Raw genomic sequence first — 18,905 nt, 5'->3', positions numbered from 1 at the left:
CATGGAGCACCTCCCGGACATCGCCGGGGTGTTGTTCGATATCGACGACACCCTGGTGGATCTGGAAACCGCGATGGGAAGGACCCTCCACCATGTGGGGGCGGACACCCTCGCGCATCTCAGCGACGCGGACTGGACCGAGTACAAGCGGTTGTACGCCCACGACCCGCTGGGCTCCTATGACCGGTTCCTCGCGGGGGAGTTGACCTTCACCGAGCAGCGGCTGGATCGGGTCCGGCATGCGCAGGCTGCCTTCGTCGAGGAACCACTCGAGGGTGAGGCTGCCCGCCACTGGAACACCGCGTATGAGGCGACGCTGCCCCTGCACTTCGCACCGTACGACGACGTCGTCCCCCTCCTGGACGCGTTGGAGAGCCGACGCATCCCCTACGGGGCGGTCAGCAACAATGTGCACGATTACCAGCGCGCCAAGCTCAACCGGTCGGGGTTGTCCCGGTTCGAGGTCCTCGTCGGGATCGACACGGTTGGCGTGGCAAAACCGGATCCGGCGATCTACCTGGAAGGTGCACGGCAGCTGGGCACCCTGCCGGAGCGCACCCTCTATGTGGGAGACAACAGGGTGGTCGACGCCGAGGGCGCCGACGCTGCGGGGTTGATCGGGGTGTGGCTGGACCGGCGTGACGCCGGGACCGGGGACTTCACAGGTCGCCGGATCACCTCACTGGCGGGCGTTTTGCAGTTACTGCCGCACATCCGGTAAAGTGATCTCTCGGCGCAGAGCGGTTTCCGCGGCCCGGATGCTCCGTCAGGAGCGCTCCGGTATGTGCCATTGGGGTATGGTGTAATTGGCAACACACTGGTTTCTGGTACCAACATTCTAGGTTCGAGTCCTGGTACCCCAGCGTTAGATCCGGACAATTTGGCCGGATCTATCAGATGTGAAACAATCATCTAGCTCGTTTGGCGCAGGCCAGACAGCACACAGTACTGGCCCCATCGTATAGCGGCCTAGTACGCTGCCCTCTCACGGCGGTAACGCGGGTTCGAATCCCGCTGGGGTCACAGATACCCCCGGAATCCTATGGATTCCGGGGGTTTTTCTTTGCCCTACCGCAGGCACCCTGAGCCGTACGGCAGAATGGGGTGGTGACTGACACCCTTCCTGCCGCCGATGCCCAGCCGCTTCTGGCGACGCTACGCCAGACAGGGGAGGCGCTGCGTGGGTTGTCCTTTCCTCTGGCGGTGCATGGCGCGGACAGCGCCCAGCTCAACGCGTCGGCAACCGCGGCCCAGCTCGAGGACTATGTACTTCCGAGGTTACTCAGCCTTGACGCCCCGCTGCTGGCCGTCGTCGGCGGATCCACCGGAGCCGGAAAGTCCACCCTGGTCAACGCCATCGTGGGACATCCAGTCACCCGCTCCGGGGCCATCCGACCCACCACCCGGCAACCAGTCCTGCTGCATCACCCGGCCGATGGTCACTGGTTCTCGGACCAACGGGTCCTGGCCACACTGAGCCGGGTACGCGCCGTCGAACCCGGGACCGAACAGCCCGCCGATACCCTGGCCGCTGGTGCAGGGGCCTTACTGCTCCGGCCCGACCCGATGATTCCGTTGGGCCTCGCGCTGCTGGACGCCCCGGACCTCGACTCGATCGCCGACGAGAACCGGCGGCTTTCCGGCCAGCTCCTCGCAGCGGCTGATCTGTGGGTCTTCGTCACCACCGCGAACCGTTACGCCGATGCTGTGCCGTGGAAACTGCTGGCCGATGCTGCGGCACGCGACATCCTCCTCGCCGTAGTCCTGGACCGGGTCCCCGCCGGGGTGGAGGAGGAAGTCCGCAGCGACCTGCACACGTTGCTGGCGAACGCCGATCTCGGCCACGCGCCTATCTTCATCATCCCGGAGCTGCCGCTCGACCCGGCGGGAATGCTCCCGGCAGATGCGGTTGACCCCATCCGCCGGTGGCTGCGGGCGCTGGCGGCCGACGCCACCGGCCGGCAGGAAATTGCCCGCCGCACCCTCTACGGGGCAGTCCGCTCTGTGGCGGGACGGGTCCACGACGCAGCCGACGCTCAGGACGAGCAGCACACCGAATATCTCCGGCTGCGCGATGCGGCGACCCGCGCGTACGACGACGCCCTCCAGGGGATCCTCGAATCCACCCAGGACGGGACACTGCTCCGCGGTGAGGTGTTGGCGCGCTGGCAGGACTTTGTCGGCACGGGGGAGTTCATGCGGGGCCTTGAATCGCGGGTCGGCCGGGTGCGCGACGCCATGGGCTCGTTCCTCACCGGTCGGCCGACGCGGGCGGTGACCGTGGAGACGGCCATCGAGACCGGGCTCCACGCTGTCATCGTGGAACAGGCGGCGCAGGCAGCACAGAAGACTGAACATTCCTGGCGGGACGGCGACGCCGGCCGGGAACTGCTCACCGGGCTACCGCCACGCGGCGACGACTTCCCGGACACCGTGGCGCGGGAGATCCGCGCCTGGCAGAAGGACCTGCTGGACCTGGTCAGTTCCGAGGGCGCGAACAAGCGCTTCACTGCCCGGATGCTGTCCTTCGGCGTGAACGGCGTAGCAGTCGCTCTCATGGTGGTGGTGTTCGCCTCCACCGCAGGGTTGAGCGGACTGGAGATCGGGGTGGCAGGTGGCTCCGCCGTCGTCGGGCAGAAACTCCTCGAAGCAGTCTTCGGCGAGGACGCTGTCCGACGGCTGGCGAAATCTGCCCGCGACAACCTGCAGCGCCGGTGTGAGTCGCTCCTTCTCACCGAACAGCAGCGCTACCTCACACTGCTGGAGCCGGTAGCCCGGCAGCTCCCGGCCGACACCCTGCGGGCCTATGCCCGTGACCTTGACTCACGCGGTTCGGATAAGCCTGACCTGAACAGCGACGATGCCCCTGACCGTGGGAACGACGACGCCGGCCACGCTGATGAAGGACACGGCCGGTGAGCCGGCACAAGGGCAAGCTGGCCGAGTCAGCAGTCCAGAACCAGCTTGAAGCTCTGGATACCGCACGGGAGCTGGCCGCGGGGCGCCTCCCCGAGCAGGACCTGAAGGCCGCCTACGAGGTGCTGGACCGTGCCAGCAGCCGCCGCTCCTTGTCCGCCGCCCACACCGTCGTCGGCATTTTTGGCCCCACCGGCAGTGGCAAGTCCTCACTGCTGAACGCGCTGACCGGGACCGAGGTCGCGCGGGTGGCGGCACGCCGACCCACCACCTCCGAACCCCTCGCCGTGCTCTGGAAATCCGAGGGCAGCGGCCCGCTCCTGGACTGGCTGCAGGTGGCCCAGCGGCACGAACTGCCCGATCACTCGCGGCTGGCCTTCGGGGGGCGAACCTCCGCGGACGACGGCCACGGGTTGATCCTGCTGGACCTCCCAGATTTCGACTCCACCGCTGCAAGCCACCGCGAGGTGGTGGAGCGTCTGGCCGGGCAGGTCGACGTCCTGCTCTGGGTGGTCGACCCACAGAAATACGCCGACGCCGCCCTGCACCACGGCTTCCTCCGACGCATGTCCACCCACGGCGCCGTCACCATGATGGCGCTGAACCAGACCGATCGCCTGATCGGGGATGACGTGGACCAGGTGACGGCTTCGCTGCGCGGGATCCTGGCCGACGAGGGACTCCCCTCCGTGGCAGTGCACCCGGTCTCGGCTGCCACCGGCGCCGGACTGGACCAGCTCGTGACGGAGATTGGGCAGACGGTAAAACGTCGGCAGGCTGCCACTGCGCGGCTCACGGCGGATGTAACGGCGGCTGCCACGCAGCTGGCCGGGCACGCTGGACCGACCGACGCCGTCCTGCCGCCCAAAGCGGCACGGTCACGGCTGGTGGAGCGGCTGGCTGGAGCCGTCGGCACCGAGACGGTGGTCGATGCGGTCGTAGGTTCCTACCGGCGGGACGCCCACGCCGCGACGGGGTGGCCGGTCACCCGCTGGCTGGGCAAGCTTAGGCCCGACCCGCTGCGTCGCCTGAACCTGCGCCGGTCGGATGTGAACGCAGCAGTCAATCGCACCTCACTGCCCACCCCGGGACCGGCGCAACGCGCCGCCATGGACGGGGCACTGCGGGAGTACGCCGACGCTGCAGCCCAAACGGTCAGCGGACCCTGGCGCGAGCAGATCCGCGGTGCAGCCCAGGGGGCGAACGAATCACTCGCCGACGGACTGGACCAGGCCATCGCGCAAACCGACCTTCGCTGGGGTACACGGTCCTGGTGGTGGCCGGTGATCGGCCTGCTGCAATGGCTGCTGTTCGCTACGGCTGTCGCCGGGCTGGGATGGCTTGGCGTGCTCGCCGCGCTGGGCTTCCTGCAGCTCCCAGCACCCGAGACGCCGATGGTTGAGGGCTTCCCGCTGCCCACGCTGCTGGCGATCGGGGGAGCGGTACTGGGAATCGCGGTGTCGTTGCTCTCTGCTGTTGCAGCCAAAGTGTCGGCTGGTTCGCGGGGACGCCGCGCACGACGGCGGCTCCACGCCGCGGTGGCCCAGGTCGCCGCGCGGGACGTGGTGGCTCCGGTCGAGGCCGAGATCACCAGGTACAACGGGTTCCGGAAGGCTGTCACCGCAGCTCGCGGCCGGGGCTAGGACTGGACCCGGCTAAACCTGACCCGGCTGAACCTGACCCGGCTAAACCTGACCGGGCTAGGCGTTGAAGGCCGCAAGTACCTTCTGCAGGGTCCTCAGATTCCGGGTGGTGGTCGAGTTCTTGAACCGCGGCTTGGCGGTCAGCTTGCTCAGTGGAGACTCAAGGGTTCCACCACGCGGCGCCCACCAGGTGGCGGCCTCGGGACCCAGCACTGTCAGGCCCGGCTCAAGTCCTGCGCTCGCTTCCACGAGATCGGCGAGCGCAGCCGCATCCGAGGACAGGGTGAGATAGGTGTGGTTAGCGGGGTCGTCGGCGGGAAAAGGACAGGCCTCCACCAGTTCGCGCAGCCTGCCGGCCTCGATGATCACCACCCACGCGTCATACCCGAAGGTAACGCGCAGCAGCCTCTCAACCGACTCCTTGAGCTCATCAGCTGCCAGATCGGTGGTACATGTGACGTTGCCTGACGCCAGGAGCGTTGTCACCCTGCTGACGTTGAGTGTCTCGACGGCGGCGCGCAGGTCAGCCATTTTGAGGATGATTCCGCCGACGTTGACTCCACGGAGGAAGATTGCATATTCAGTCATGCCACACCCTCAGTCATGCCACACCCTCAGTCATGCCACACCCTCAGTCATGCCACACCCTATCGAGGTGCGGGCTTCGAGGCGATCAGTCGGCGGTTTTGCCGACGGCGTGGGTGAGCTGCTGGGCAGCGTTGAGGACCACTTGAGCGTGGATGCGTCCGGGCTGACGGGTCAACCGCTCCATTGGTCCCGAGATGGACACCGCCGCGATCACCCGTCCCGATGGCCCCCTGACCGGCGCTGAAACCGAGGCAACCCCCGCCTCCCGTTCGCCGAGGCTCTGGGCCCAGCCCCGACGTCGTACTCCGGCCAGTACCGTCGGGGTGAACCGGGCTTCCTGTAATCCTTTGAGGAGGCGGTCGTGGTCTTCCCAGGCCAGCAGGCATTGGGCCGCGGAGCCAGCTTTCATGGAGAGCTGGGTGCCCACCGGGATGGTGTCGCGGAGACCGATCGGGCGTTCTGCCGACGCCACGCAAACACGCCACTCGCCCTGCCGACGGAACAGCTGCGCGCTCTCACCGGTCACGTCCCGCAGGTGCAGCAGGACGGGGGACGCCGATGCAATCAACCGGTCCTCACCGGCAGCGGCAGCCAGTTCAACCAGGCGGCTGCCGAGCACAAAGCGGCCCTGAATATCGCGGCTGACCAGCCGGTGATGAACCAGGGCCTGCGCCAGGCGATGCACAGTGGGACGGGCCAGCCCGGTTGCCGCCACGAGCTGCGCCAGGGTGGTGGGACCCGCTTCGAGGGCGTCGAGCACGGTCGCCGCTTTGTCTATCACACCTACACCGCTAATATTGTCCATAGGATGATATTGCCGTCTCAGCATTTGAGATGCAACTGTCTGGGCAACTGTCTGGGATGTAACTTTTTTGGGATGCATCCGTCCGAGACGTCAGTAGAAGAGCTCCGAAGGGAAACCGGTCATGGGCAACACGCTCGCAGAGAAGGTCTGGGACGCACACGTTGTGCGCAAGGGCGAGGTGCAGGGTGCCGAATCCCAGCCGGACCTGCTCTACATCGATCTCCACCTGGTCCATGAAGTCACCTCTCCGCAGGCCTTCGAGGGGCTGCGGTTGGCGGGTCGCCCGCTGCGCCGGCCGGACCTCACCATTGCCACCGAGGATCACAACACCCCCACCTGGGACATCGACAAGCCGATCGCTGACCTCACCAGCCGCACCCAGATCGAAACCCTCCGCGCGAACTGCAAAGAGTTTGGGGTGCGCCTGCATTCACTGGGCGACGCTGAACAGGGCATCGTTCACATCATCGGCCCGCAGCTGGGCCTCACCCAGCCGGGCCTGACGGTGGTCTGCGGCGATTCGCACACCTCCACCCACGGGGCGTTTGGTGCCCTGGCGCTCGGCATCGGCACCTCAGAGGTGGAGCACGTGATGGCCACCCAGACCCTGTCGCTCAAGCCGTTCAAGACCATGGCCATCACGGTCGAGGGCACCCTGAAGCCCGGTGTGACCTCCAAGGACATCATCCTTGCGGTCATCGCCAAGATCGGCACCGGCGGCGGGCAGGGCTATGTGCTCGAATACCGTGGCTCTGCCATCCGTGCGCTGTCCATGGAAGCGCGGATGACCATCTGCAACATGTCCATCGAGGCCGGCGCCCGTGCCGGCATGGTCGCCCCGGACGACACCACCTTTGAGTACCTGAAAGACAAGCCCCACGCACCGCAGGGCGAGGACTGGGATGCCGCCGTCGAGAACTGGAGGACGCTGCGTACCGACGACGACGCCGTGTTCGACGCCGAAGTGTTCCTCGACGCCGATGAGCTGGAGCCCTTCGTCACCTGGGGTACCAACCCCGGCCAGGGTGTCTCACTGTCGCAGGCCGTGCCGTCCCCTGACGATTTCGCCGACGAGAATGACAAGGCGGCCTGCGAACGTGCCCTCGAGTACATGGCACTGGACGCCGGCACCCCCATGAAAGACATCAGGGTGGACACCGTGTTCCTTGGCTCCTGCACCAACAGCCGGATCGAGGACCTGCGGATTGCCGCCGACATCATCCGCGGCCGGGTCAAGGACCCGAACATCCGCATGATGGTGGTTCCCGGGTCGGCCCGGGTTCGCCTCGATGCCGAGGCCGAGGGCCTGGACCAGGTGTTCAAGGACTTCGGCGCGGAATGGCGTTTCGCTGGCTGCTCAATGTGTCTGGGCATGAACCCGGACCAGCTGGCGCCGGGGGAGCGGTGCGCATCGACGTCGAACCGCAACTTCGAGGGCCGGCAGGGCAAGGGTGGCCGCACCCACCTGGTGTCCCCGGTGGTCGCCGCCGCCACCGCGGTCCGCGGAACCCTCAGCTCGCCGTCCGATCTCGAGCCATTGCCGCCCGCCACAACAGGCCAGCACGACGACGTCGTTGCCTCAGCCGCGAACGCCGCCTAGGAGCTTCCCATGGAAAAGATCATCACCCACACCGGAATCGGCGTGCCGCTGCGCCAGAGCAATATCGACACCGACCAGATCATCCCGGCGGTGTACCTGAAGCGCATCACGAGGACCGGGTTCGAGGATGCCCTGTTCGCCGAGTGGCGGAAGGACCCGAACTTCATCCTCAACCAGGCTCCGTTCAGCGCCGGTTCGGTCCTTGTCGCGGGGCCGGATTTCGGTACCGGCTCCTCTCGTGAACACGCGGTCTGGGCGCTGAAGGACTACGGGTTCAAGGCCGTGCTGGCGTCCCGGTTCGCCGACATTTTCCGCGGCAACTCCGGCAAACAGGGTCTGGTCGCGGCGCAGCTGGCCCAGGATGACATTGAGCTGATCTGGAAGGTCCTCGAGAATCATCCCGGCACCGAGGTCACCGTCAACCTGGAGGAACGCACCGTCAGCTGCGGCAGCGTGACGGCTCCGTTCCAGATCGATGATTACACCCGCTGGCGGTTGCTGGAGGGCCTCGACGACATCGGTCTGACGTTGACCCACGAGGAAACCATCACCAGATATGAGGCCTCCCGCCCGGCGTGGAAGCCGAAGACCCTCCCCATGCGCACCTGAGGCACGCCCGACGGTGAGCAAGGTCATCGGCGGCGGACCTTTCCTGCGGAACGGCGGGGAATGAATGGTGCAGATCGAGAGTTTTCGACAGTAGCCCCGGGGAGTCTATTTCAGTCTTCCTAGACATGCTCCTATGCTTAGCGGGAGGCAATTGCTGCTTTGGGGGCAATCTCTGTTGTGTGCAAATCGAAGAAAATAGGTGTTCATGGGAAGCGTGCTGACCATTCGTGGTGGAGTCCCTCTGACCGGCAAGGTCTCCGTTCGTGGAGCCAAAAACTTGGTGCCCAAAGCGATGGTGGCGACCCTGCTGGGTAATGCTCCCTCGGTCCTGCGGAATGTCCCTGAGATCAAGGACGTCGAGGTTGTCACCAGCCTTTTGAAGCTCCACGGCGTTGAGGTCACCAAGGACCCCGTCACCGGTGACCTGAGCATGGACCCCAAGGGCGCAAAGATGGCCCAGTCCAAGGACATCGACGCCCACGCCGGCGACTCACGCATCCCCATCCTCTTCTGCGGCCCCCTGATGCACAGCATCGGGGAAGCCTTCATCCCCGACCTGGGCGGCTGCAAAATCGGCGACCGCCCGATCGACTACCACATGCAGGTGCTGCGCAACTTCGGCGCCGTCGTGGACAAGCGTCCCGGTGGCATCTCCATTTCGGCGCCCAAGGGTCTGCACGGCGCGAAGCTCGAACTGCCGTACCCGAGCGTCGGTGCCACCGAGCAGGTACTGCTGACCGCTACCCGGGCGGAGGGCATCACCGAACTCAAGGGTGCCGCCGTCGAACCCGAAATCATGGACCTGATCGCCGTCCTCCAGAAAATGGGCGCGATCATCACGGTGCAGACCGACCGCACCATCCGCATCGAGGGCGTCAGCGAGCTGAGTGGCTTCAACCACAAGGCCATTTCCGACCGCAACGAAACCGCATCCTGGGCATCAGCAGCGCTGGTCACCCAGGGTGACATCTATGTTGAGGGTGCGCGTCAGCTCGATCTGACCGCCTTCCTGAATACCTACCGAAAGATCGGTGGAGCGTTCGACGTCGACGACGACGGCATCCGTTTCTACCATCCCGGCGGAAAGCTGTCCCCACTGGTCCTGGAAACCGATGTGCACCCCGGGTTCATGACCGACTGGCAGCAGCCGCTCGTCGTCGCCCTCACCCAGGCGGAGGGCGTGTCGATTGTTCACGAGACCGTCTACGAGAACCGTTTCGGCTTCACCGATGCGCTGATCCGGATGGGTGCCAACATCCAGGTACACCGCGAATGCCTGGGTAGCGTCCCGTGCCGGTTTGGGCAGCGGAACTTCCTCCACTCGGCGGTCATTTCCGGTCCGGCGCAGCTGCATGGCGCGGACATTGATATCCCCGACCTGCGCGGCGGCTTCAGCCACCTCATCGCCGCCCTCGCGGCGAAGGGCACGTCACGGGTGACCGGCATCGAGCTGATCAACCGCGGCTACGAACGTTTCCAGGACAAGCTCGAAGGCCTGGGAGCCGATTTCGATATCTCCTCTGATACTGCTGAACCGGACGCTCCTGTGACGGACGCTGCTGAATCAGACGCCGCTGCGACCGACGCTCCTGTGACCGACGCTGCTGTGGCATCGGTGGAGGGCGGCCGCTAGGCTCGCGGCACTCGTTTATGACTGAATCCAGAAGGTCCCGCGCCACGTTCGCCGTGCTCTCCGTCACAGTGCGTCCCATCATGAACACGTTGATGTCGAAGGAGTGGTCGGGTGCGGAGAAGCTGCCGCGGGACACCGGGTTCATTGTGTGCCCCAACCACATCACCGAGATTGACCCGGTGGTGATCGGACATTTTCTGTTCAATCAGAAGGTGACACCGCATTTCCTTGCCAAGGCGTCGCTGTTCAAGGTGCCGGTCATGGGCTGGATCCTCCGTGCTACCGGGCAGGTACCGGTAGATCGGACCACTGCCGGCGCCAACAGATCGCTTGAGGCAGCGCGTGAAGCAATCAGCTCCGGCGGCGGCATTGTGGTGTACCCGGAGGGCACCCTGACGCGGGATCCCGACATGTGGCCCATGAAGGGCCGGACCGGCGCCGCGCGGCTCGCATTGCAGACCGGCGCTCCGATCGTCCCGCTTGCCCACTGGGGAGCCCACGAGGTGTTTCCCCGGTACGCGAAACGCTTCTACCTCTTTCCCCGGAAGACCTCCCGGGTGGTGGTTGGGGACCCGGTCGACTTCTCCGACCTCATGGGCAAGCCCATCACCAAGACAGTGCTGGACACCGGAACCGAGCGGATTCTCGACGCGCTGACCGCGCTGGTCGCCGAATTGCGTCAGGAAGCACCGCCCACCGAACGCTGGAACCCGGCGGACAAACACCAGAAAAGCACCGGCAGGAATTTCGAGAGCAAGCCTGAGGAGAACTCGTGACCCGGACACCGCCAGCCGTCGTCGCCGTCCTGGGCGCCGGCAGTTGGGGGACCACCTTCGCGAAGATCCTGGCCGACGCCGGTGCCCCACACGGTACGCAGGTGCGCCTGTGGGCCCGCCGCGAGGACGTGGCCGAGGAGATCAACACCACCAGGCGCAACAGCAGGTATCTCGCCGACACGGTGCTGCCCGAGAACATCACCTGTTCCACCGACATTGCCGAGGTGCTCGACGGCGCTGAACTGGTCGCCGTCGCCGTTCCCGCCCAGTCGCTGAGGCCCCAGCTCCAGGCGTGGAAACACCTCCTGCGCGACGACGCGGTGGTGGTCTCGCTGATGAAGGGACTCGAGGTGGGCTCCGATGCCCGCATGAGCCAGGTCATTGCTGCCGAACTGGAGATGCCAGCTGACCGCATTGCCGTCGTTTCGGGGCCTAACCTGGCGCTGGAAATCGCACGTCAGGAACCCACCGCATCGGTGGTGGCTTGTCCGGATGAGCAAGTGGCCGCGTGGATTGCCGCCGCCTGCACCGCCAGATACTTCAGGCCCTACACCAACCCCGACGTGGTTGGCGTGGAGATCGGCGGGATCGTCAAGAACGTGATTGCCCTTGCCGTCGGAATCTGCGAAGGCAAGCAGATGGGCGATAACACCAAGGCTTCAGTGATTACCCGTGGACTCGCGGAAACCACCAGGCTCGCTGTGGCTCTGGGTGGGGAAGCTGAGACGATGGCCGGCCTCGCCGGGATGGGCGACCTGATCGCCACCTGCTCCTCGCCGTTGTCCCGTAACCACACTGCTGGCCGGTTGCTGGGCCACGGACTGACCCTCGATGAGGTCACCGGGAAGATGAACCAGACGGCCGAGGGGATCAAATCGGCTCAGGCCGTCCTTGATCTTGCGGGCCAACTGGGAGTCGATATGCCCATCACCGAGAACGTGGTGGCGGTACTTCAGGGCACCGTCTCCGTCCATGACCTGGGGGCGCGTCTACTGTCCCGCGAACTGAAATCCGAAGGCTGACTGTGACTGTTGTTCCCCCTGAAACCGCCCGTCTTGATCCGACGCGTCGGCCGCGGGTGCTCGTGCTCTTCGGTGGACGATCCAGTGAACACGCGGTCAGCTGCATCACCGCGGCCGGCGTGCTCGAGGCGATCGACCGGGATAAGTACGAGATCATTCCGGTAGGGATCGCCAAGAACGGCCAGTGGGTTCAGGTGTCGGGTGACCCGTCCCAGTGGTCCCTTCGTTCGGCAACGCTTCCCGAGGTCCACACCTCTGACGAGTCCCTGGTCCTGGCAGCGTCAGGGGCTGGCCAGAACCTTGCATCCACTGAGCTGATGGTGACCGCGGCCGAACAGATGCCGCGCAGCCTCGGCGGGATCGACGTCGTCGTGCCCCTGCTGCACGGCCCATTCGGTGAGGACGGCACGCTGCAGGGCCTGCTCGAAATGGCCGACATCCGCTATGTTGGCGCCGGTGTGCTGGCCTCTGCTGTGGGCATGGACAAGCACTACATGAAGGTGGTTTTCGCCGCCGCCGGTCTGACGGTGGGACCCTATGAGGTCATCACTGACCGGCAGTGGGCCAACGACCGTGACGGGTGCCTCGGGCGAGCGGCGGCCCTGGGGTTTCCCTCCTTCGTCAAGCCTGCCCGCGCCGGATCCTCGATGGGGATCACGCGGGTCGCTTCGGAATCTGATCTTGCCGCCGCCATCGAGGCTGCCCGGGAGTTCGATCCCAAGGTGCTCGTGGAGGCGGGCATCATCGGTCGGGAAATCGAGGTTGCTGTGCTGCAGGGTCGCGGCACCAACGAACCGCGGACGTCGCTGCCCGGGGAAATCGCTGTCCAGCCAGGGGAGCACGACTGGTACGACTTCGAAGCCAAATACGTCGACGGCGCCGCCGCCGAACTGAGCTGCCCGGCCGACCTGCCGCCAGCCACCAGCGAGCAGGTCCGGGCGCTTGCCGCCGCAGCGTTCGACGCCGTCGGTGCAGAGGGTCTGTCCCGGGTCGACTTCTTCTACACCCCGTCCGGCGGTCTGATCATCAACGAGATCAACACCATGCCGGGCTTCACGCCAATCAGCATGTATCCGCAGATGTGGGCCAAGTCCGGTCTCACCTATACGGAGCTGATCGACGAGCTGATCGAGTTGGCCCTGAGTCGCAAGACGGGCCTCCGCTAGGTCAGTGCAGCTCGCGCCGCCGTCGTTATGGTGAGCAACCCAGACAGGTCAGGTCAACCTAGACATCGGTGAGGGAAATCTTGCCTCCGATGTCCAGGTTCCTCACTAAAAAACCGGGGTGGGACTCAGGAACGGACCAGGCCAGAACCTAGGCGGTGACAAGTACTGCGCCAGCGAGGGTGATGCCGCCAAGGAACACGGTCGAGATGCCGCCCAGCGCAAGGTTTTTCCCGCCGGTGCGTGCCAGGTGTGGAATGTCGATCCCGGTGCCGAGGCCAAACATCGCGGCGGCCAGCAGCAGGGTGGCCGTCAGCGAGGCGGCGTCCAGAACGGGCTCGGGGACCACCCCGGTGGAGCGCAGGAGCACCAGGGCCAGAAATCCGACCACGAACAGCGGCACGATCGGCGCCACCCGCCCCGGAACTGACGGCTGGGCGCCCTCGGCCCGCCGGATACCGATGGAGACAAACGCAGCCACGGGGGCCAGCAGCACCACCCGGCCAAGTTTCACCACGGTCGCGACGGCGAGCGCCACAGCCCCCGCAGTGCTGGCGGTCGCCACCACCTGGGCCACCTCGTGGACGGCGAGCCCGGACCAGATACCAAACGTTTCAGGGGAGAGCCCCAGCAGGTTGCTGATGAGCGGCAGCCCCAGGATCACGGCCGACCCATACAGGGTGACCATGGCGATGGCACTGGCCACTTCGTCGTCGTCGGCGTTCACAATGCTCTGCATGCCAGCGATCGCCGACGCGCCACAAATGGAGAACCCGGCCGCCATCAGGGTCGACGCGGCCCGGCTGAGTCCCAGCCGTTCACCGATGTACCGCGTGAACAGGAAGCTGATAAACACCGACGCAATGATCAGGGCGAGGACGGGGAACCCGAGGCCCAGGATCTCGGGAAGGGAGAGTTGCAAGCCCAGAACGACGACGCCGAGCCGCAGGAACCGTTTGGTGGCCCGTTGAATGCCGGGCCGGATCCGCGGGTGGAACAGCCCGGTGTTGCGGACCAGCAGGCCGAGGGCGAGGGCAACCACCAGGGCGCCGATGAAGCCCTGGAGGCTGGCAATGAAGAGGGAGAGGGCGACGGCGGCGGCCATAACCAATACTCCGGGGAGCAGGTTGATGACTGCCGCGGTGGCGGCCGAGCGCTGTGTGGTCACTGGTTTACTTTCAGGGCGCTCGGGTGAAAGGGCTGACAGAAAGAGCAAGGCCCATCCCGGCCGAAGCCGGGATGGGCAATCGCTACCTACAGCAGGTCGTACTCTTCAAGGAAGGCCGTGGCGACAGTCGCGCTGGACTCCTTGTCGACCTGAACCCGTGCGAGGTACTCGGTCAGGTTCTCGGTGGTGAGGGCAGCCGACACCGCGTTGAGCGATTCAGTTACCGCATCGGTCACCTTGGCCTCGCGCACGATCGGCACGATGTTCTGGGACAGGAACAGGTTCTGGGTGTCCTCGAGGACCACCAGAGACTCGGTCTCAATCGTCGAGTCGGTGCTGAAGATGTTGGCTACATCAATTTCGCCGCTCAAAAGTGCTTCGCGGGTCAGCGGTCCACCGGCGTCCAGGGGACGGAACTCGGCGAACACGATGCCGTAAACCTCTTCAAGGCCGATCAGCCCCTGGTAGCGCTCGACAAATTCGGGACCGGCTGCGAGCGTGAGCTCACCAGCAATGTCGGTCAGATCGTCCATCGTTTCCAGGCCGAGCTCCTCGGCGGTCTCCGGGAGAACCGCAAGGGTGTCCTTGTCCTCGGCCTCGGACTGTTCCAGTGCGATGATGCCCTCGGGCAGCACCTCAACCATGGCGTCGTACACTTCTTCGGGGCTGGTCACACCCTCGGGGGCGCCACCCTCCACGAGGGATGAGTACAGTGCACCGTTGTACTCGGGGAGCAGGTCGATCGACCCGTCCTCGAGCGCCGCCAGGTACAGGTCGCGTGCACCGATGTTGAAGCTACGCTCCACCTCGATGCCTTCGGCTTCCAGCACCTGCGCATACATCTCGGCGAGGAGTTCGCTTTCGGGGAAGTTTGCTGAGCCAATCGCGATGGTCTCTGCGTCAACTGACTCTCCGCCGGCGTCGGACTCAAGCGGATCGCCGCCACAAGCGGACAGAGCGAGGGCCGCTGCTCCGAAGAGCGCAACGCTACTCATCAGTTTGGTTGAGCGTTTCTTAATCATGGGTCGTGCCTTTCGGTCAGGTTTTACAAGCTTATCCCGCAGGCGCTGGTGACGTCTCCGCGGGGGTGGTCACGGGTTTGTTGGAGGACCGGGTCAGTGCGCGCCCGGATACGCCGGGGGATACCATCAGCCGCTGCAGACCGGAAGCGATCAGGTCCAGGATGATGGCCAACAGGGCGACGACGACGGCGCCGGCAATCACCCGGTCGTACTGATTCAGTGCCAGACCGTCAACCAGTAGCCTGCCCAATCCGCCGAGGCCAACATAGGAGGCGACGGTGGCGGTCGAGACTACCTGCAGGGTGGCGCTGCGCAGACCGCTGAGGATCAGCGGCAACGCCATCGGAATTTCGACCCGGAACAGGATCTGGATGGGCCGCATGCCCATCCCCTTCGCGGCGTCCACCGACGCGGGGTTGATCGCCCGGAGCCCCGCGTAGGTTGATGTGAGGATGGGCGGAATGGCGAGGATCACCAGGGCAATCACCACCGGCAGCAGCCCGAAGCCGATCACCGTCACCAGCAGGATGATCAGGCCCAGGGTCGGCAGTGACCGGCCGGCGTTCCCCGCGTTGATCGCCACAAACGAGAACCTGCCCGTGTGGCCGATGTACAACCCCACCGGGATGGCGATCAGTGCGGCGATGACGAGCGTCAGGACCGTGTAATAGAGGTGCTCGACGACGAGTGACGGGATGTTCCCGTTCATGGCGAGATCCCAGTGCTCGGGATCCAGCAGATATTCGAGGTAGTCCATCAGGCTCGTCCTCCCGCACGCACCCAGGGCGTGAATCGTCGTTGAACCAGCACAATGATGATGTCGCAGGTGGCCGCCAGCAGCACCGACAGGATGATTCCCACCCAGATCGGTGCCAGGTAATCGAGCTGCAGCCCGCGGAGGAACAGGGCACCCAGCCCGCCGACGCCGATGAGCGCACCAACGCTGACGATGCTCACGTTCGCAACCGTCGCAACCCGGAGTCCGGCCAGCATGACCGGCAGGGCGATCGGCAGTTCCACCCGTAGGAGGCGCTTGACCCGGCGGTAACCCATGGCGGTGGCGGCCTGGGTGATGGCCGGATCAACCGAGTTCAGGCCGTCGGCCACCACCCTGACCATGAGCGCAACGCTGTAAACGGTGAGCGCGATGATGATGTTCAGGGGGGACAGGACGCCGGTACCGATAATCGGTGGCAACAGGAGAAACAGGGCCAGCGAAGGGATTGCGTAGAGAATGCTGCTGATGTTGACCAGCGGGTAGTAGAGCTTCTTGTAGCGGACCGCCAGATACCCCAGTGGCAGCGAGATGAAGACCGCCAGGATGACGGGGATCAACGCCAGATACAGGTGCTCCTGGAAGGCGGTCCAGATGATCTCCCGGTTGCCGGAAATGTAGTCGATCATGCGGTGGTCCCCGCGCGCAGCCGACGTCGTTCATCCAGTTGGCGGACCAGGCTCGGATGCCGGATGACGCCGTCGGCCACACCCGATGCATTGACCCGGACCGCGATGCCGACGGGAGAGCTGATCGCCAGGTCGGTCACCACCCGCAGGGAATCCGCAGCGGTGAAGGTGCCAGCGACCGAGAGGGGCGAGTTTTCGTCGGCGATTCCCGGGCCGGCCCAGCCAAGGGGGCGCCCGGCGTCGTCGAGGACCAGCACTTCATTGCCCACCCGTACCGAATCCACGGGGTCCAGCTCGAGCACCTCGGAGGAGTCGAAGGACAGGCTGCGGAAGCCGCGGTCCCGGCCCACGAAATCGGCCACGAAGTCGTTGGCCGGGTTTTCCAGCAGCTCCTGCGGGGCGGCGTACTGGGCAAGATGCCCGCCTTCCCTGAAGACGGCGACCATGTCACCGAGCTTGATGGCCTCGTCGATGTCGTGCGTCACGAACGCAATCGTTTTGCCCAGCTCGCCCTGCAGCCGCAGGAATTCGGTCTGCAGGCCGGCGCGGACAATGGGGTCGACGGCGCTGAAGGGTTCGTCCATCAGCATCACGGGGGGATCGGCGGCAAGGGCGCGAGCAACTCCCACGCGCTGTTCCTGACCGCCCGAGAGCTGTACCGGGTATTTGTTGGCTATGCTCTCGGTGAGCCCCACCCGAAGCAGCAGCTCCATGGCAGTGGCCCGCGACTTCTTCTTGTCGGTTCCGATCAGATTGGGCACGGTCATGACATTTTCAATCACTGTGCGGTGCGGGAAGAGACCCGCATGCTGGATGACGTACCCGATGGACCGACGCAGCAGGGCCGCGTCCTGCTGGGTGACGTCCTGACCATCGATCAGGATGCGGCCGCCGGTCGGCTCGATCATGCGGTTGATCATGCGCAGTGAGGTGGTTTTGCCACAGCCGGAGGGGCCCACAAAGACGGTGATCTTGCCGGTGGGCAATTCAAAGTTCAGGTTGTCGACGGCGAGGGTGCCATCCGGAAAAGTCTTGCTTACCTTGTCGAACGTAATCACGGTGGCTCTCCAGTTTCCTTGGCACCAGCCTCAATAGCAGGCAGTGAATAAGTTGATTCATAGTTTCAGCGAATGAATAGACAGTCACCCCGATATGTGAGAAGACTTACATATCGATAGATAAAGGACGACGGTTCACCCATGACTTCCGAGGACAACATCGACCGGGTGGTGCTGGACGGCGCCTCGCTGACACTTGACGATCTTATTACTATTTCAACTGGTTCCTCCCGGGTAAAGGTTCCCGACGGCATTATCGACGGCCTGCAGCGGTCCCAAGAACAATTGGTTCAGGCCCGCGAATCGGGGCGGGTATATGGCGCCAATACCGGCGTCGGCGCAAATCGCGCCCTGAATGTGGAGCCGGGCCGGTCGCCGTCTGAGCGGCGGGCAGCTCATGCGCGGCGCCTGTTGCTGAGCCACTGTGCGGGGGCTGGTCGAGTCGATGCGGAGACCACGGTTCGTGCTGCCATGGCAATCCGGCTCAACCAGTTCCTCGCCGGCGGGTCCGGTATCAGTCCCGGTGTCGTGAAGGGGTTGCTGCAAGCCCTCGACAATGGATCGGTCGCCACCATTCACAGTCTGGGCGGCCTCGGCACCGGGGATCTGGCGGCCATGGCTGAGCTGGCACTGACCCTGAGTGGGGACCGGCCGTGGCGGCTGGGGGGAATCGCCCCGGTGCAGTTCGAGGACACCGATTCGCTGCCGTTCATGAGCTCCAGCGCACTGACCCTCGCCACAGCGACGCAGGGTGCCGTTGCCATGGAGCAGCTGATGAAGAGTGCGCTGGTGGTGGCGTCGCTGACCATGCTGGCGCTGGAGGGCTCAGACGAACCGTATGCCGAGGCGGTTCACCGGGCGAGGGTGCACCCGCACCAGGTGGCGGTGGCGGCGGCGATGCGGCGCCTGACCGGGCCCGATACGCCGGCCGCGCCGGCCAGGCTGCAGGATCCTTTCGCCCTCAGGGCGTTGCCCCAGGTGCACGCCCCGGCGCTCGATGCCCTCCAGCGGTTGCGCTCCATCCTGGAAACCGAGCTGAACGGTGCGGCGGAGAACCCGCTGATGACCACCGACGGCCTGTTCCATCACGGCCAATTCCATCTGGCCATGCTGGCGGCGGCGCTGGACAGCACCCGAACGGCTGTCTACCCGGTGATTTCACTGTCCGCGGCCAGGCTGTCCCACCTGTTCCGACCGGAGCTGAGCAGTCTCCCGTCTTTCCTCTCGACGGGTCCCCGGGGAAGTTCTGGCCTCATGATTGCCGAGTACGTCGCCCAGGATGTGCTGTCGATCCTGCGTACCGCGGCGACGCCGGTGAACGGGCCGGGGATCAACGTCTCGCTGGGCCTTGAGGAGCACGCCGGTTTCGCCACGCAGGGCGCTCGCCTGCTGCGCCAGTTCGCTGCGGAGGCTCCCGTCGTCGTCGCGCTCGAAGCAGTTGCTGCGGTCAGGGCGCTGCGGATGGCACCCCAGCGGCTCGGGACCGCTCCGGCGCGGG

Annotated in this window: 17 protein-coding genes and 2 tRNA genes; 12 read left to right on the top strand and 7 right to left on the bottom strand. The window is 65.3% G+C overall.

Annotation, left to right across the window (positions count from 1 at the left end; genetic code table 11):
* Position 1 precedes the first annotated feature (1 nt).
* The 5 genes from B384_RS0110255 (at position 2) to B384_RS0110235 (ending at position 4,559) form a co-directional block, all read left to right on the top strand.
* A complete protein-coding gene (locus B384_RS0110255; protein WP_019483026.1) occupies positions 2 to 721 on the top strand; it encodes an HAD family hydrolase in 720 nt (239 codons plus the stop codon).
* A gap of 70 nt (positions 722 to 791) precedes the next feature.
* Positions 792 to 863: transfer RNA gene (locus tag B384_RS0110250), tRNA-Gln, on the top strand.
* Between the two features lie 87 nt (positions 864 to 950).
* A tRNA-Glu gene (locus B384_RS0110245) sits at positions 951 to 1,023 on the top strand.
* A gap of 84 nt (positions 1,024 to 1,107) precedes the next feature.
* Positions 1,108 to 2,919, top strand: coding sequence for a dynamin family protein (locus tag B384_RS0110240; protein WP_019483025.1), 1,812 nt, complete (start codon positions 1,108 to 1,110; stop codon positions 2,917 to 2,919).
* Entirely contained in the window at positions 2,916 to 4,559 is a 1,644-nt protein-coding gene (locus tag B384_RS0110235; RefSeq protein WP_019483024.1) for a GTPase family protein, read from the top strand. Before B384_RS0110240 ends, B384_RS0110235 begins: the two co-directional genes overlap by 4 nt.
* Positions 4,560 to 4,616: 57 nt before the next feature.
* Here B384_RS0110235 and B384_RS0110230 read toward each other — a convergent pair whose 3' ends face one another.
* Positions 4,617 to 5,147, bottom strand: coding sequence for a DUF1697 domain-containing protein (locus B384_RS0110230; protein ID WP_019483023.1), 531 nt, complete (start codon positions 5,145 to 5,147; stop codon positions 4,617 to 4,619).
* A gap of 85 nt (positions 5,148 to 5,232) precedes the next feature.
* The gene (locus B384_RS0110225; protein WP_019483022.1) at positions 5,233 to 5,952 is read right to left on the bottom strand and encodes an IclR family transcriptional regulator; all 720 of its coding nucleotides are present in this window, start codon (positions 5,950 to 5,952) and stop codon (positions 5,233 to 5,235) included.
* 121 nt (positions 5,953 to 6,073) lie between these two features.
* Here B384_RS0110225 and leuC point away from each other — a divergent pair, with 121 nt between their 5' ends.
* The 6 genes from leuC (at position 6,074) to B384_RS0110195 (ending at position 12,758) form a co-directional block, all read left to right on the top strand.
* Positions 6,074 to 7,552, top strand: coding sequence for a 3-isopropylmalate dehydratase large subunit (gene leuC / locus B384_RS0110220; RefSeq protein ID WP_019483021.1), 1,479 nt, complete (start codon positions 6,074 to 6,076; stop codon positions 7,550 to 7,552).
* A 9-nt stretch (positions 7,553 to 7,561) separates the two neighbouring features.
* Positions 7,562 to 8,161: a 3-isopropylmalate dehydratase small subunit gene (gene leuD, locus B384_RS0110215; protein ID WP_019483020.1), complete on the top strand. Its 600-nt coding sequence runs from the start codon at positions 7,562 to 7,564 to the stop codon at positions 8,159 to 8,161.
* A gap of 205 nt (positions 8,162 to 8,366) precedes the next feature.
* A complete protein-coding gene (murA, locus tag B384_RS0110210; protein WP_019483019.1) occupies positions 8,367 to 9,794 on the top strand; it encodes a UDP-N-acetylglucosamine 1-carboxyvinyltransferase in 1,428 nt (475 codons plus the stop codon).
* 17 nt (positions 9,795 to 9,811) lie between these two features.
* Entirely contained in the window at positions 9,812 to 10,570 is a 759-nt protein-coding gene (locus tag B384_RS0110205) for a lysophospholipid acyltransferase family protein (protein ID WP_019483018.1), read from the top strand.
* Positions 10,567 to 11,592 carry an NAD(P)H-dependent glycerol-3-phosphate dehydrogenase gene (locus B384_RS0110200; protein WP_019483017.1) on the top strand — a complete coding sequence of 342 codons (1,026 nt, stop codon included), beginning with the start codon at positions 10,567 to 10,569 and terminating at the stop codon, positions 11,590 to 11,592. Before B384_RS0110205 ends, B384_RS0110200 begins: the two co-directional genes overlap by 4 nt.
* A gap of 2 nt (positions 11,593 to 11,594) precedes the next feature.
* Positions 11,595 to 12,758, top strand: coding sequence for a D-alanine--D-alanine ligase family protein (locus B384_RS0110195; protein WP_035766961.1), 1,164 nt, complete (start codon positions 11,595 to 11,597; stop codon positions 12,756 to 12,758).
* A gap of 148 nt (positions 12,759 to 12,906) precedes the next feature.
* On the opposite strand, the gene B384_RS0110190 is transcribed toward B384_RS0110195, so the two are convergent.
* From B384_RS0110190 to B384_RS0110170, 5 genes are all read right to left on the bottom strand, one after another.
* Entirely contained in the window at positions 12,907 to 13,923 is a 1,017-nt protein-coding gene (locus B384_RS0110190) for a YeiH family protein (protein ID WP_019483015.1), read from the bottom strand.
* 86 nt (positions 13,924 to 14,009) lie between these two features.
* Positions 14,010 to 14,945, bottom strand: coding sequence for an ABC transporter substrate-binding protein (locus tag B384_RS0110185; RefSeq protein WP_019483014.1), 936 nt, complete (start codon positions 14,943 to 14,945; stop codon positions 14,010 to 14,012).
* A 31-nt stretch (positions 14,946 to 14,976) separates the two neighbouring features.
* Positions 14,977 to 15,702 (bottom strand): ABC transporter permease, encoded by a 726-nt coding sequence (locus B384_RS0110180; protein WP_019483013.1) that lies wholly within the window; start codon positions 15,700 to 15,702, stop codon positions 14,977 to 14,979.
* The gene (locus B384_RS0110175; protein WP_019483012.1) at positions 15,702 to 16,349 is read right to left on the bottom strand and encodes an ABC transporter permease; all 648 of its coding nucleotides are present in this window, start codon (positions 16,347 to 16,349) and stop codon (positions 15,702 to 15,704) included. Before B384_RS0110175 ends, B384_RS0110180 begins: the two co-directional genes overlap by 1 nt.
* Positions 16,346 to 17,407, bottom strand: coding sequence for an ABC transporter ATP-binding protein (locus B384_RS0110170; RefSeq protein ID WP_019483011.1), 1,062 nt, complete (start codon positions 17,405 to 17,407; stop codon positions 16,346 to 16,348). Before B384_RS0110170 ends, B384_RS0110175 begins: the two co-directional genes overlap by 4 nt.
* 141 nt (positions 17,408 to 17,548) lie before the next feature.
* On the opposite strand from B384_RS0110170, the gene B384_RS0110165 reads away from it, so the two are divergent.
* The coding region (locus B384_RS0110165) for an aromatic amino acid lyase (RefSeq protein ID WP_019483010.1) at positions 17,549 to 18,905 on the top strand (1,357 nt) is incomplete at its 3' end.

This window comes from Arthrobacter sp. TB 23, assembly GCF_000294595.1.
Taxonomy (GTDB): Bacteria; Actinomycetota; Actinomycetes; order Actinomycetales; family Micrococcaceae; genus Arthrobacter_D.
The sequence above is the reverse complement of the archived record's forward strand: the minus strand, read 5'-3'. Positions and strand labels throughout refer to the sequence as shown.